The 15,356-nt window shown below is 55.9% G+C and carries 5 protein-coding genes; all 5 read right to left on the reverse strand.

Annotated features, from left to right (window positions below; genetic code table 11):
* Positions 1 to 38: 38 nt before the first annotated feature.
* Genes ACQE3Z_RS16875 through ACQE3Z_RS16895 form a run of 5 tightly spaced genes read right to left on the reverse strand, consistent with a single transcriptional unit; the run spans position 39 to position 15,333 of the window.
* Complete coding sequence (locus ACQE3Z_RS16875) at positions 39 to 500, reverse strand: immunity 42 family protein (protein ID WP_250652002.1); 462 nt, start codon at positions 498 to 500, stop codon at positions 39 to 41.
* Complete coding sequence (locus ACQE3Z_RS16880; protein ID WP_426974673.1) at positions 497 to 1,555, reverse strand: VENN motif pre-toxin domain-containing protein; 1,059 nt, start codon at positions 1,553 to 1,555, stop codon at positions 497 to 499. Before ACQE3Z_RS16880 ends, ACQE3Z_RS16875 begins: the two co-directional genes overlap by 4 nt.
* Position 1,556: 1 nt before the next feature.
* On the reverse strand, positions 1,557 to 1,805 hold the full coding sequence (locus ACQE3Z_RS16885) for a hypothetical protein (protein WP_426974674.1): 249 nt from the start codon (positions 1,803 to 1,805) through the stop codon (positions 1,557 to 1,559).
* Position 1,806: 1 nt separating this feature from the next.
* The gene (locus ACQE3Z_RS16890; protein ID WP_426974675.1) at positions 1,807 to 13,647 is read right to left on the reverse strand and encodes a hemagglutinin repeat-containing protein; all 11,841 of its coding nucleotides are present in this window, start codon (positions 13,645 to 13,647) and stop codon (positions 1,807 to 1,809) included.
* A 12-nt stretch (positions 13,648 to 13,659) separates the two neighbouring features.
* Entirely contained in the window at positions 13,660 to 15,333 is a 1,674-nt protein-coding gene (locus ACQE3Z_RS16895; protein ID WP_426974676.1) for a ShlB/FhaC/HecB family hemolysin secretion/activation protein, read from the reverse strand.
* Positions 15,334 to 15,356 lie beyond the last annotated feature (23 nt).

Here is a 15,356-nt window from a genome sequence, read left to right on the forward strand (position 1 = left end):
ATGCATAGTAAAATCCCGGCGAGATGGCCGGGATTGATTTATAAAGGGCAGACTTTTAATTTATTAATTACATTAAGTATTGTCCCGGACGGGAGAACTGTTTCGTTTATACTATCGCCAGCATCAGTGCTCCATACAAGCCTATCACCAGTATTTGTCTTGATAAAATATAGGTAGCAACGATTATCTTCCATCGGAACACAAGTCATATCAAATAAACCATTAATCAATTCTTCACCATCGCCAAGAAAATAATCTTTAGCATTCTTGTATAGCTCAACTGCACTTACATTCAACTCATTGATAACTAATTCATTAATTGGTGCATTTGAATAAAAGCTAAACGTAGTTCGCAACTCAAAAACATCTACTACATCAAACAGTTTTTTACCCTCAATATATAAAGTAAAAAGGCCATTTTTCCAGATATCATCCGGTTCATTCCAGCATTCAACAATATCAAACTGGAGAGCAAAACAAAGCGGATCACCATAAATCATTTTATTCTGACTCCTAATTTTTTCTGGATTGCGGTCGGTATTTGGTCACTGGTCAAAGCATTCTTATCTGCGGTACTTCCGTTCCAGTGATACTCACCATTCGTACCAACAAAACGGTGTACATTCCCCTGGCTATCAACAGCAAAGCGAACCTCTTTATTTGGGTATTGTTTTGTGCTCGGAATTGATTGCTCAAAAAGCTTTAGTGAATCCTGAGGTTCAATACCTGCATTAGGTCTATTACTTGGCTGACCTGGAGTATGCTTTGGATTCGATTTATATACCAAACCATTAGATGCAACAGTTGGTTGTGGCGTAGGTAAGCGGCTTCCTTTCCCAGCCTTCCCAATCCCAGCCGCAATTCCCGCTGCACTGGTTCCTGCCGCCTGAGCAAGACTGTTTATCGCAAGCTGCTTCGCTTCGGATGAGTCACCAGACATCAACGCGTTATGAATGGCTGCGTTTCTGTCTGCCTCAAGCTGGACTGTCGTCACCTGAAGGATTGAAAGCTCATCCTGATCTGCCTGACTCAGACCGCCTTCAGCACGCGATTTTTCAAGCAACTCATTGGTGCGATTAGCATAATCAGCCTGTAGCCTGCCAACTTCATTTGCTTTATCGACGCAGTTCTGGGCACCGGTACAGTTCACAACACTTTCATGCTGTTCAGCGTTAATCTTCTTGTATTTCTCAACTACGACGGTGCAAGCCTCTCTTCCCTGACACTGAGTCATTTCTTTTGCTCGGTCTTGGTTTTCCGGCACCTTCAGCGCATTATTCTCAACCGCGTTCTTCCCGGCCTGCGCGCCGGTGGTTGCCGCCGTGGTGCTGTTGCCTGCCAGGCCGCCTGCCAGGCCCGCTGCCAGCGTGCTCATCAGGCTCAGTTCCTGACGCTGAGCCTCCGTCAGCTGACTGCCCGGCTCTGACAAATCAACATGATAATAATGCTCAGCAATATAGCGCGCCGCCAGCTCTCCACTGAAGGCGCCCGTCGCGCAGGATGGGCGTCTGAGGCGTAGGAAGGTAAAAGATCCCGGCCTGAAAGCCGGATTCATACTAGTTAAGTTCTTCTAACCAACTCTCGAAGTCTTCTTTTCCGTATAAAAAATCTCGATCTATGTCTGGTAAATCTACAGCTCCTAAGCATTGCAGTATCTTCCAAGTCACCTGGTCATCAACATAAGTGTGGTCATCATCAATAATTGAGAATGCCCATTCAGATACTTCTTCACGATCCGATTCTCCAGATATGAGTTGAATTATTTTTTCCCGGAGATCCTCTCTTGATGGTTTCTTTTCTGTCATTTTATCTACGGCCTTGGTAGTTGCCATTTTCATCAAAGATACGGTGATTTTTACCGTTCGTTACTGGCTTAGGTGCGACGCTTCTAACATTCCCGGAATGATCTAAAGTTTCGTACCACGTTCGAGTTTGTCCAGATTTCGGATTCCATTCTCTGACCAGTCTTGCCCCAGCCATTTCACCACTAGTTTTCGCTGCGGTTACAGTTCCGTAAAAGCGGAAGCGCCCATCATTTAATTCTTTAACGCTATCCTGCCCATATTTTTCGGCTTGCCTGTAATACTCTTTAAGTTTGGCACCTTGCAAAGAACTAGTGGCTGATATGTCGCTACTGGCCTTATTGATCAGCCTCGATGCTTCAGCTATATCTCCTTTCTTCAGCGCTGTTTCTGCCGCTTTGATGGCCTTACCTGCCGTATCACCTGCGCCGGGAATCAGTCCAACTGCTGCCGCAAGATAGTCTATCGCTGACCGTGCTTCCGCGAAACCTTTCACATCACCAACAACCGGCACAAAATCTGCGCCCGTCGACAGGATATCTTTCAACTCTTCCCGTCGTTGACTGTACATTTTCACTGAGCACGCTTCTGCGCTCATCCCTGCGCAGTTTTCCTTTTTATAGCGTTCATTTTCGGCTTCGACGCGTTCGTCTGCCTGCTGTTGCGGTGTCTTACCTGTCGCTAATGCATCGGTCAAATCACTCAGCGCATTATTCTCAACCGCATTCTTCCCGGCCTGCGCACCGGTGGTTGCCGCTGCCGTGCTGTTGCCGGCCAGGCCGCCCGCCAGGCCCGCTGCCAGCGTGCTCATCAGGCTCAGTTCCTGACGCTGAGCCTCCGTCAGCTGACTGCCCGGCTCTGACAAATCAACATGATAATAATGCTCAGCAATATAGCGCGCCGCCAGCTCGCCGCTGAAGGCGCCCGCTGCACCGGACGCTGCGTTGCCGCCCGCCATCTGTGCTGCCACCGCGCCCCACACCGCGTGCGCTGCCGCATTCGCCGCCACGTTCACGTTGCCTTGCGCGTCGGTGGTCTGCTGTTTGATGACCTGCGCCACCCACGGGTTCAGCCCGCCCGCCGCCGCCTGCGCCGCATTACCGCCCGCCAGCCCGGTAAGGATGCCGCTTACCGACTGCGTTACCCTCTGCCACTTCCCGCCGGTGCCGAAATCACGCTGCGCCTTTTTATACTCCGGGCTTTCACGAAGCTCCTTCGCCGTGCCCTTAATACCGGCTCCCTTCGCCGCTTCCAGCCCCTGAATATCGCCATAGGTCTGCACGATATTGCTCATCTGACCGGCGATTTCACCCGCCATCTGCGCCATCTGCAGCCGCTTCTGCTCCTTCTCCTTGTCGAATATCGGGCTGATGCTGCCGTTAGCGTGCTCCGTGTCGCGGCTCAGGTCATCCAGATTTTGTTGCTGTTGCTGCTGATTACGGATGGTGACAGTGCCGTCGGCCACCGCCGACTGCGTGGTGCCCTCCGCATGGCCTTTACCACCCAGCCCCGCCAGCAGCGTGCCGGCAGTGTTAGAGAGCGCGTTTGAGAGCAGCTGCCCGCCCAGCGAACCACCGCTGGAAAGCCCGGCGCTGATGCCGCTGTGGCTGACCTTATAGTCCGCCGCGTTGCCGATATCGCTGAAGCCCAGCGTGCCGGTGTCGAGGCGGTTCTTATCCGCAGTTGCCGTGGAGGCAATCACCGCGCCGTCCAGCTGCGTGTGGCTGCCGGTGGTGATGTCAAAGCCGCCGTCGCCGGCAAAGATGCCGCTCTGCTCCTGCACGCTGTTGTAGCGGCTGCGCATTTTGTCCTGGCTGAGACTGATGTAACCGGAGCCACTCATCGAGCCAAAGGTAAAGCTACCGCCCGCCCCAAAGCTGGTCTGCTTCGAGTCGTAACGATCGCTGTCCTGCTGGCTGCTAATTGCCAGGTCACGCCCGATATCCGCCGTGACCTTGTTGCCGCTGACCTGTGCGCCGTTCAGCGTGGCATCACGCCCGCTGTTCAGCGCCACGTTGCCGCCGCTGTCCAGCGTGGTCTCGCTCCAGCGCGTGCCGTTGCCGCTCTCTTTGCCCTTCGCGCCGTTGACGCTGGCAAAGATGCTTATGCCCGCACTACCGCTGCCCACGCCGAAACTCAGGCCAACGCCGCCGCCGCTGCTGCTGTTTTTGCCGCTGCTCTGCTGCGTGCTGGCCGCGCCGGTTAACAGGATATCCCTGGCGGCGTTCAGCGTGCTGTCGCCCGCCACCTTCATCTGGCTGCCGCCAATCAGAATATCGCCGCTGTGCGCGCTGTCGCCTTTACCGTTAGCGGTAATCGTCAAATCTTTACCGGCGTTCAGCGTGGAGCCGTTAACCGTATCAGAACTCTGATGCTGCTGCGATTTCGATTTTTGCGTGGTCAGTGAGACGCTGATGCCTACGCCATTATTCGGATCGCCGCTGGCCGTTGCCTGCTGTGACGCCAGCACTGCCTGTACGCCGGAGAGCGCGGTTTTGGTCGCCTGCAGCGCCGCGAGTCTGCCGTCGCTTTCGCTTTTTGCCGCCTGCGCGGTTGCCACTGCGCTATTGATGGCTTCGCCTACCGCGCCGGACAGCGCCAGCGTCAGACCACTCTTTTTCTGCTCAAAGCGTTCGTCACGGGTACGCTTATCGTGGCCCGGCTCGATCACTACCGCATCGCCGTTGATATCCAGGCTTTTGCCTGCCACCAAATCCGCCCCGCCAATATGCGTTTGCCCGCCTGAGGTAATCGCCACGTCGCCACCGGTACTGCCCACGGTACTGATGCTCTGGCTTTGCGTGGTGCCCTTCTCACGCAGGTCGTGCACCGATTTGCTGCTGCCGATAGTAAAGCCAATGCCGCCGCTGCCCATCAGGCCGCTTTTTTTGGTTTCCTTAAAGCGCCAGCTGGAGTCGGTGTTGGTAGCCGCTGCAATATCTACATTGTTGCCTGCCCTCAGTGCAACGCTGCCATCGCCCACCACCTGCGAGCCTTTGACCAGCAGATCGTTGCCCGCCGTGACCGCGACATTATTACCGCTCAGCAGCGTGCCCGCCTCACGCGTGGCGCTGTCCTCTTCGATGGTGTGCGTGGTTTTCTTCTTCAGGAAACCTTTTTTGGTTTTGGTTTCCTCTTTGTAGTGATAATCACTTTCGGTCGCGGTGTTCAGGTTAACGTTATGACCGGCGGCAACCGCGATATCCTGCTGCGCGGTGACCTGGGTTGCGCTGCTGTTCAGGTCGCGCCCGGCCAGCAACGAGGTATCGCCACCGCTGGCGACTTCGGTGCCCTGCTGGCGTACATGCTCATTGATTTCCTGCTTTTTGCCCGCCTTGTAGCTGTTGCCGGAACGGGTTTCTTCTGCCAGCAGATTAAGATCGCGTCCCGCCTGCAATGCCACGTCACCTTCCGCCGCCAGACCTGCCGCCTGGCTGGTGAGATCGCGCCCTGCCGCCAGTTGCAAATCGCTGCCGCTGGAAATAGTGGTGCGATCCAGACCAGAGGCGTGAGACTCCGATTTGCCATTGCGGCTGTTTTGCTGCGTGGTTGCAGCGTTGAGGTTGAGATCGCGTTCAGCTTTCGCAGCCAAAGCGCCTTTTGCTCTAATACTGACTGCCTGGCTATGGACATCACGTCCAGCCGTTAAAACAAGGTTTCCACCACTGCTCAGGGAAGTACGATCATAACCTTGACTATCAGAAGCTATCTTATTTTTACTGTTGCTTTGGCGGTTGGCTGCAGCATTTAAGTTAATATCATTACCTGCAGTTATTGACATGTTTTGATTAGCAGTAACTGTGCTGGCATTAAGCGTAAGGTCTTTTCCTGCATTTATAGTTGCGCTGCCGCCTGCTGATATAATACTTTGCTGGTTATCAAGTGTGATGTTGCTATTGCTTTGGCCGCGATCGAACCAATTACGATAAGCACTGGACTGGCTTTGCCCCTGTTTTATTTCATTTGCTGTTACGCTAATATCGCCCCATGCCTGCATTAACAAACTTTTTGACGATATAATTTCAGCTCCCTGCACACTGATATTTTTCCCAGCACTTATGCTGAGATCTTCTAGTGCACTAATGCTGGCCGTTTTACCATTATCCGTTTTTGTTAAATTAACACTTATGCCATTTTTACGGCTGGCATTGCTTTTCCATACCTGCGTTTCTGTAATGTTATTAATGCTGCCGCCGAGGCTTTCCAGCGCGACTTTTTTCCCGCTGATGGCAGAACCGATATTATTGATATCGTTTAACGCGCTCAGCTGGAGATCGCTGCCCGCATTAATCAGCCCCTGATTCAGGTTATTAATGCTGTTCTGGCTATCAAGATTTAGATCCGCTTTGGCGGTAAATGTGCTGCCGCTATTGGTGATATTACCTGCGTCCAGCTTAACGTTATTACCGGCAATCACGCTGCCGTTATTTACCGTCACATCCTTCGGCGACAGATAAACTTTCGGCACCATCACCGTTTCACCATTAACGGTGGCGGCTTCCCACCAGATAATGCTGTGATCAAGCGAGGCAATCTGATCGGCGGTCAGGGATACGCCAAACTGTAGGCCCAATGACTGCTGTGCGGCGGCGGCGTTATCCATCAGGTAACGCATCTGCTCCAGGTCGGAACCGATACCGTTGATATAGCGGCTGCCGGTTTGATTGATTACCGTATTGCTGACGTAACGCGTATCGAATGCCGCATCGCCCAGGAAACGATAGTCATATTCTGGGTGCAGATTCAGGCGATCCAGCAAATAGGAAGACCCTAAAAAGGCTTTTTCATCAGTGAACTGAGTACGCGTTTCCTGCGCTGGCGCGGTTCCCGGCTGCGTACCGAGTAAGGCATAGAGATCGCCATACAGTTCCTTATCCATCTGCCCTAAGCCGTTTAATTTCGGGTTTACGGTGATCAGATAATGGCTGTTTGGATCGGTGGAAAGCACAAAGTAGCCATTGTTACCGCTCGGTAAGGGATAGGCGCTGGTATCAACCTGGTTGCCCTGATAGTTATTTAACGCCTGACCTGTAGTATTAGCAGCGGCCAGCTGTGCCGCCTTCTCTAACGGCGATGCGCCTTTACGCGAGCCATCATACTGATTAAGCGCTGCGCCGGATCCGCTGTTCTTCTCCAGCGAGCCACCGCCGTTAATCGCCTGCAGCGCATTTTGCAGCTGATCGCGCCACTGTGGTGAATTAATGGCAAGCCCCGTAACGGGAGTTAGTGATTGTGTTTGCTGCGCACCGTTAATATTTTGCTGGCTCAGTCGGGTTAATGTTGGCGCAGCTAACGAATGGCTGACCACGCCCGAATTAGCCGTAGTAGCGCTATTGCTAATATTATCGCTAAAGCTTGCATTGATATTGCCACCAGCCTGAATAACCGATCGGTAAAGCGCTCCAGGACTAAACTCTGTTTCATGACCGGTAAGCTGATAGGTAAAGTTGCTTCCTTTTGCGCCATCCTGGGTTCTTTGTGTTGTTAATGGAATTTCGGCATACGGTCCAACCGGTGGATTACCTGTATCATAGTGATAGACCAGATATTCGTTACTGATGCCTGATTGCCAGCTTTGATTGTTTAACTGCTCTCCCGACAAAGACATATTCTTATTTGCCAGGATATCACTGGCCTGATTCTCCAGCGTTTTGGCGGCAATAGTGAGATCGCGTCCGGAGGCTAATCGAGCGGCTCCGCCCTTGCTAACAACATCAACCTGAGTTTTGCTAACAGCAAATTTTTGTATAATCGCTTCTTTATCTTCCAGCGGCGCATACCAGATTTTTCTTGTGATGTGAGTTGAACAACCGCCGCCATGAGGGCCACAACCAGCGGTGCTTTCAGTTTCAACCAAGGTGGTGTAATAACCGTAGCTACCCAGCGGTAACTGGAAAATCGATATTTTTATCGTCGCATTTCCTACGCCTTCCGGTGTGGATAATTGCTCAATTTTTTGGCTAACCTTTAGTCCTTCTCTTGTATTCAACAAATGCCCAGTCTTAACCGTGATATCGCCGTTCTGCGTCTCGATGGTGCCAGAGGTGTTTACCACCTCGGTATTGGCATTGCCCGCCGCGTCGCGCTGCATCCACAGGCTGTTACCCGCCAGTACATCACCCTGCTGGTTTTTGATGCTGTTGGCGTAGAGATAAAGGTTATTCGCCGCGTAAAGCAGCGCGGTGTTCACGATGCTGCCCGGCGCGCTGAGCGTCAGGTTGCCCAATGTGCCGGTAAAACCGTCGAGCGCAATATCGCTGCGGCTGGTGAGATTGATATTGCCGCCGCCCTGCAAGGTGCCACTGCCGTTCATCGCGATGCGGTTGCCGCTTAACGTGCTGTCGCCGCTGCCGCTGGTGAGCTGGCCGTTGTTAATCAGATCGCCGCCCGCGCCAAGCGTCAGCGCCTGGCCCTGCATGGTGCCCAGGTTTTCCAGCGCGCCGTTACTGCTCACGCTCAGTCGGTTACCGGCGGCCAGCGTGCCTTTGTTGGTAAAGGCGTTGATTAGCTTCAGCGTCGCGTCGCCCAGCGCCACCACCTGCCCAGGCTGGTCGAGACCGTTGCTGTGCAGCACCAGGTTGCCGCCGCTGAACAGTTTGCCTGCCGCCTGCTGGTTTACCTGCGTGGCGGTGACGTTTAGCTGATGGTTACCCAACAGAGTGCCGCCGTTGGTCAGCCGCTGATAGTTAACGGTGAGAGTGTCGCCCTGCACGCTGCCCTGGTTATTCAAACCGTTACCGGTCAGGGTGCCCTGCTGCTGCGCCAGCAGCGTGCCGCTATTGTTGGCGTTGGCGGCATTCAGGATCAGCTGCGTCGCCTGCAGCCAGCCGCTGTTGGTGAGCTGCGGGGTGTTCAACGTCAGTTCGCCGCCGGAAAGTATTTTTCCGCTATTGTTCGCCAGGCCGGTGGCGTTAATTCCGCTCGTTCCGCCGCCCTGAATCAGGCCGTAGTTGAACAGCTCCGGCGTTTTAAGCGTCAGCGCCTTCTGGCTGAGCAATGTGCCGTTAGCCGCATTGGTTAAACGACCGCTTAGCGTCAGCAGCAGGTTGTTATCGCCCTGCATCCGGCCACGGTTTTCCATCGCGCCGCTAATCACCTGCAGTTCGCCGCCCTGAATACGTCCGGCGTTATTTACCGATGCCGCCTGCAGATCCAGCTTACCCGCCGTCAGCAGGGTTTTATCCTGCTGCTGGGTCAGCGCCCCGTTGAGTTTTACCGTCAGGCCGTTAACGCCGCTGATATCGCTGCCGTTATTTAGCGTGTTGCCGTTCAGCGTCAGGTTTTTGGCTGCCCATTGTCCCTGGTTGGTTAACGCCAGCGCCTGCAATGCCGCCGTGCCGTTAGCGCTGATTTTGCTGCCAGCCGTGGAGTCCAGCTTATCCGCGAGCATCAGCTGCATACCGTCGGCGCTCTGGATCGCGCCGCCGTTGGTTAGCCGCTGCGCGTTCAGCAGAATCTGTTGCCCCTGCCAGCTGCCGTTGTTAGTGACGTTGTCGCTATTGATGGTTAAGGTGCCCTGCGTCAGCAGCGCGCCGCCCTGGTTATTGATCAGCTCACGCGCGGGCGTGGTCAGTGCCATCAGCATCATGCGGCCCGCCATCTGCGGCAGCGCGCCCAGCGTCAGCGCCTGTAGCCCAATCAGGCTGCCCTGATTAATCACTTTCGCCGGTGCGATATGCAGCGTTTTTCCCTGTACCGAACCGCTGTTGTTCAGGCTGTCGCCGGTGAGCGTCATCGCGCCCGCGCTCAGCACATCGCCCTGGTTGGTCAGGGTCTGCGCGTGGATCTGCGCGGCGTCCTGACTGAGCAGATCGCCGTTGTTAGTGAGCAGCCCCGCGACGTTCGCGGTCAGCCCGCCGTTGCTCAGCAGCGATCCCTGATGTTGCCAGTTGTTGGCGCTAACCTGCGCCTGTTCACCCTGCAGGGTGCCGCTGGTCGTTAGCCGATCGGCGTTCAGCGCTAACAGCCCGCCGGAAAGCGTACGGCTGCCCGCCGCGCTGGTCAGGCTGTCGCCCTGAGCATCCAGCAGAGAACTGCCCTGCCACAGCCCGCTGTTATTAAGCGTCTGGCCGCGCAGCGTCAGGCCGTCAGCGAGGATTTTTCCCTGGTTGGTCAGGCTGTTTGCCGTCAGGCTGGCATCGCCCTGGCTTAACAGGCTGCCGCCGTTGTTTAGCTCATCACGCAGGCTGCCGGTAAGCTGGTCGATGCCGTTGATGGTGCCCAGGTTTTCCAGCGTATTGCCGTTAATCTCAATCTTTTTGCCCTGCCAGCCGCCTTCATTGCTGAAGCGATCACCGTGCAGCAGCAGACTGTCGCCGCTCAGCAGCGTGCCGCTGGCCTGGTTATCCAGCTGCTGCGCAGTGATATCCAGCACACTATCGCCCTGCAGCGCACCACGGTTATGCAGCGTATTGGCCGTTAGCGTCAGGTTCTGTGCGGCCAGCGCGCCGTTGTTCTCCAGCGTTTGCGCATCGAGCGTGGCCTGCTGCGCCAGCAGTTCGCCGTTGTTAGTCAACGTTTCATTAACCTGAGCGGAAATCGTATCGGCCAGCATTTTGCCGCTGTTGCCGGCCTGACGAGCGTTGAGATCCAGTGCGCCATCCACCTGCAACAGCCCGGCGTTATCCAGCCGATCCAGCGTTAACGCCAGTGGCCCGCCGCTCAGCAGTTCGCCATCCTGCTGGTTGTTAAGCTGGCTGCTGTTCAGCGTCAGGATGCTGTTGCCCTGCAGCAGTCCGCCGTTGGTGAGCTGCGGCGAGGTAAGGTTAAGGCGATCCGCTGCCAGCTTGCCCTGGTTAAGGATGCGATCGCCGGTTAAAGTAAGCGCTTGCTCACTTATCAGGCTGCCGCCATTGTTGATGTCATTATTAACTTGCGCATCCAGCAGCGAGGAGGCGCGTGCGCTGCCGCTGTTTTGCCAGCTTTGCGCATTAACCCGCAGCGTATCCGCCTGCAAAACGCCCTGGTTATCCAGCTGCGTGGCGGCGAGATCCAGTGTGCCGCCGCTAAGCAGCTGTCCGCTGCTCTGGTTACCGATCGTGTCGCCATGCAGCGTTAGCTCGTCGTTGCCCTGTAGCAGGCCGCTGTTAATCAGATCGCCGCGCAGCGTTAATGCCTGAGCCACCAGCCAGCCGCTGTTATCGCTGCTGTCAGCCTGAAGCAGAACGCCATGCTGGCCTAAAATTTTGCCGCTGTTGTGCAGCGTTTTGGTCTGTAAGTCGGCGTCGTGCTCGCTGAGCGCGTTGCCGCTGTTCTGCCAGTCGTTAACGTTTACCGCCAGCGCATCGCCCTGCGTCAGCCCCTGATTATCCAGGCTGTCGCCCTGTAGCGTCAGTTTGCCGCCGCTGAGCAGCGTTCCGCCGTTGGTCAGGTCACTGCCGGTAATGGCAAGATCTTTGTTACCCTGCAGCAGGCCGTTGTTGTGCAGCGTATCGGCGTTGATCACCAGGCTGTCTGCCGCCAGTTGCCCCTCGTTACTCAGCTGTTTTTGCTGTAGCTGCATCGCCCCCTGCGCCAGCAAATATCCACCCTGCTGGTTAAGCAGCTGGTTATGGCTGGCGTTGAGCGTGGCAGCGTTGATCTCGCCGCTGTTGATTAAGCTGTCGCCGCTGAGCAGCAGTCCGGCGTCGCTTTTGATCAGGCCGCTATTGTTAAGCTCAGGTAAGTCAAGCAAGAGGTCGCTGGCGGAGGCGATACTGCCGCCGCTCAGGTTATCCAGCCGATCGGCAGTCAGCCCCAGATTTTTACTGCCCTGAATCAGGCCGCTGTTGGTAAGCTGCGGGCTGTTGAGCGTCAGCTGCGGCGCGCTCAGCGAACCCTGATTAAACAGATTGCCACTGGTGATCATCAGCGCATCCTGACCGGCAATCGCGCCGCTGTTGTCCAGCGTATCAGCAAGGGTCAGTTGCGTGGTGCCTGAGTTTATCGTGCCGCTTTGCGTCAGCCGATCGGCGATGATTTCGCTGCGCTTGCCGCCGAGGATATCTTTGCTGTTGGTCAGGTTCTTGCCGTGAACCAGCAGGTCATCGCCCGTCAGACTGCCGCCATTATTCAACTCGTCGGCGGTGATATGCAGCATGCTGTTGCCCTGGATCAGGCCGCTATTGGTTAGCTGCGGGCTGTTGAGCGACAGCTGCGGCGCAATAAGCGATCCCTGATTAAACAGGCTTTCGCTGCTGATATTCAGCGCTTCCTGCGCGCTGGTTTCGCCGCCGTTATCCAGCCGCTGCGTCACCGCGATCTGCGTGGTGCCCTGTGCGCTCAGCGTGCCGTTTTGCGTTAGCCGATCGGCGCTAATTTCACTGCGCCTGCCGCCGAGGATATCGCCGCTGTTGGTCAGGGTTTTTCCTTTCAGCGTCAGGCTATCGGCAGAGAGCGTACCGCTGTTCTCCAGCGCATCAGCCGTCAGCGCCAGCGTGCGATTGCCCTGCATCTCTCCGCTATTGTTCAGCTGTCCGGCATTGAGCGTTAACGCCTCGTTGCTATGCATCGTGCCGCTGTTGCCGATCTGCGCGGCGCTAATATCCAGCATGTGGCCGCCCTGAATCTGCCCACTGTTCTCCAGCGTATCGGCATGCAGCGTTTGCTGCTGCGCCAGTAGCGCGCCGCTGTTTTTCGCCTGTGCTGCGCTAAGCGTCAGTGTGCCACCTGCGGTAAGCTGCGCGGCGTTATCTACCCCGTTGCGCGCCGTGAGTTTGATATTGCCGCCGCTGTCAGCCGTGCTTGCCTTATCGATTTTTAGCTCTGCGGCGCTGAGCTGAATATCTTTTCCGGCGGTGAGTTTGCCCTGGTTAAGAGCAACCTTGCCGTTGCCGGTCAGGCTAATAGTGCTATCGCTGACCAGCGACCCCGCATTAACCGCCACCTCCTGTACGCCGTTCAGCGTTACCGCGCCGCCCGCTTTATGATCGCCGCTCAGGGCGATGCTCTCGCCTTTGGCCGTCAGCGCGCCGCTGGTCAGGCTGTTTTTCAGCGTCAGCCTGCCGCTGGCATCCAGCACCATATCGCCCTGGCGGGCATTCAGGTTGCCAAGGTTAACCCCGACGCCTTTTTCGCTGGAGACCAGATGAATGCGATTAGCATACATGCCGCCCAGCGCGCCGGTATCCACCGCCACGCCCGGCGCAGCGCCGCTGCCGCTAATCGGCGTGACGCTGCCATCCTGCGCCACCCGGTTGGCCCCGGCGATCAGCTTCAGATCGTTGGCGTGGATCGCCGCGTTGATTTCGGTGGCGCGTGAAATAAGGGAAAGCGCGTCGCTCTGGCTGGCATCCAGCCCCTGCCCTTCCACGGTAATGGTGCCCTGGCTGACCGTCAGTGCCTGCAGGTTGCCCTGCGCATCCATGACCGGCTTGCCGGTAGTCAGAGTGGCATTGGGTGTGTTAATAAAACCGCAGCCGTTACAGGTAATGCCGTAAGGGTTCGCCACCATCACGTTGGCCGCTTTCCCGGCCACTTCGGTATAGCCCTGTAGCTGCGAACGGTTCGCGCCGGTTACTTCGTTGATGATCGCTTTGGCTTCCTGCCCGGCTTTCAGATTGGGGTTGTTCTGGATCAGGCCGCCCAGCTGCGTCGGGGTGAGCTGGCCGGTGGCGTTATTAAGGATCAGCCCCTCTTTGCCCACATTGTAATTCTGATACTGGTTATGAGAGAGACCCGCCTGGTTTGGCGTGGCGATATTGATCACCGGTACGCCGTTAGCGGCCTTATCCAGCTGGGTGCCTTTACTGGTTGGGGCGATGCCCGCCGCCAGCGCAGGCAACAGCGGTTGCCAGGCTATTAATGCGCAAATCAGGTAGCTCAGCAGACGTTGAGAAAGGCGTACCGGTTGTTGTTGATTGTCCATAATCTTTGCCTCTTAAAAAACCAAAGCGACCTGATAGTTAATGCTGAGATGATCCGGTGCCAGCCAGCCGGGATAGCTAAGCGGAACGCCAAGCGTGAACTGGGTAGAAAAGTAGCGATTACGGCTGCCAAGCCCGACGGCGCCGCCCCACAGCGTGCCGGCTGCCCAGGGATCCTGCGCATCCTTTTGCAGCCAGCCGCCGTCCAGCGCCAGCGTGCTGCTCACGTCGCCGATATATGGCAGGGTGAAAAGGCGATAGTTGAGTTCGTTGCGCCAGTAGCCGCCGTTATCGCCAGAGAGATATTGCTCTTTAAAGCCGCGCACCGAGCTTTCGCCGCCAATTGTCAGGCGCTCGCTGCCGTACAGCCGGTCCGGCGACCACTGTGCATAGGCGCTGGTCAGCCACCAGAGATCCTGAGTAAGCGGACGCTGAAAACTGGCGTTCAGGCTCCATTTACGAAATGCCGCCTTCGGCAGATCGCCGCTTTTCCCTGCGTCATGTTCGGCATCAAACCAGGGCATGCCGCGACTGAAGGTGGGATTAAAGGTGGCAACGCCGCCTGCGATTTTCTGCGTATGATTGATACCAAGCTGAAAACTGGTCAGGCGACGGCTACTGCTGTGCAGCAAGGTGTCGTTCAGCCAGTTATGGCTGCTGCGCTGGCTTATGCCCGCCATCAGGCCGGTTTTGATATCGCCGTTGCGAAACAGCACCCAGGAGCCGGAGAGACGATGCGCCTGGCTGTCGCCGTGTGATAGCCAGTTAAAGCCGTTGTTATTGATGGTGCTGCGGTAATCGCTCCAGCTGTAGCTGTAATCCAGCAGGCCGTAGCCGTAAGGCACGCTGACGCCAGCCTGAACGTTTTGCGCATCGCGCGCGTGAGAGAAAGCGCTGCTGCGGCCACCGCTGATAAACCATTTATCCGCCAGGCCCAACGGGTTATTAGCCGTCAGCGAGCCGTTAAGCTGCCCCATGCCGGTGCTTTTTTGCCCGCTGTTATCAAAGCTCAGCGAGGCGGTGAGCGGGAATTCCGGCGTGGCGGTTAAATTAACAATCGAGTAGCCGGGGTTATCGCCAGGCAATATCTCAATCTGAACCGGTGTGGTGCGCAGCCGGTTAATTTGCTCCATGCCCTGTTCAATATCACGCAGATTAAGCAGTTTGCCGACCAGACCCGGGAACGCCATACTTAACTGGCGCGCATCGCCGCCGTTCAGACGAATTGCCTGTAGTTTTCCTTCCAGCACGGTAATATGCAGCTGACCGCTGGCAAGGTTCTGTTCAGTAATAAAGGCGCGGCTGGTAATATAGCCCCGGCTGATATACCACTGCGATACATCACGGATCAGCTGATTAATTTGCGGCATGCCCAGGCAGTAGCCAGAATAAGGGGCTGTTAACCGTTGTTGTTGTTTTTTGCTAAGCCGTGTGGCCTGTTCAATAATGATCTGCTGCACGGCGATACAGCCATCGGGTGCCTCACCGGGCGCAGCGCTGATGGGCAAATGCGTATCGGTGTCGGTGCTGCGCTGTAACTCATCGCGCTGCTGTTGGTTTTGCTGCAGCAGCCGCTGCTGTTCAAACTCAACCTGATTGCGATCCGCAGGCGAAAGCAGCGCCGCGTGGGCGTTCGCCAGGAATAACGCAGCGGCCAGCGCGACTCTTTTCCTTGTCTTTGCCATCATTAAGGGCCAAATGGTGAATGAGA

The organism is Pantoea sp. FN0307, assembly GCF_050113815.1.
GTDB lineage: Bacteria > Pseudomonadota > Gammaproteobacteria > Enterobacterales > Enterobacteriaceae > Mixta > Mixta alhagi.

Excerpts from the sequence above, each read along its gene's own strand:
- ACQE3Z_RS16895 (WP_426974676.1), bottom strand. The coding sequence starts at position 15,333 with ATGATGGCAAAGACAAGGAAAAGAGTCGCGCTGGCCGCTGCGTTATTC.
- ACQE3Z_RS16885 (WP_426974674.1), bottom strand. The coding sequence starts at position 1,805 with ATGACAGAAAAGAAACCATCAAGAGAGGATCTCCGGGAAAAAATAATT.
- ACQE3Z_RS16890 (WP_426974675.1), bottom strand. The coding sequence starts at position 13,647 with ATGGACAATCAACAACAACCGGTACGCCTTTCTCAACGTCTGCTGAGC.
- ACQE3Z_RS16875 (WP_250652002.1), bottom strand. The coding sequence starts at position 500 with ATGATTTATGGTGATCCGCTTTGTTTTGCTCTCCAGTTTGATATTGTT.
- ACQE3Z_RS16880 (WP_426974673.1), bottom strand. The coding sequence starts at position 1,555 with ATGAATCCGGCTTTCAGGCCGGGATCTTTTACCTTCCTACGCCTCAGA.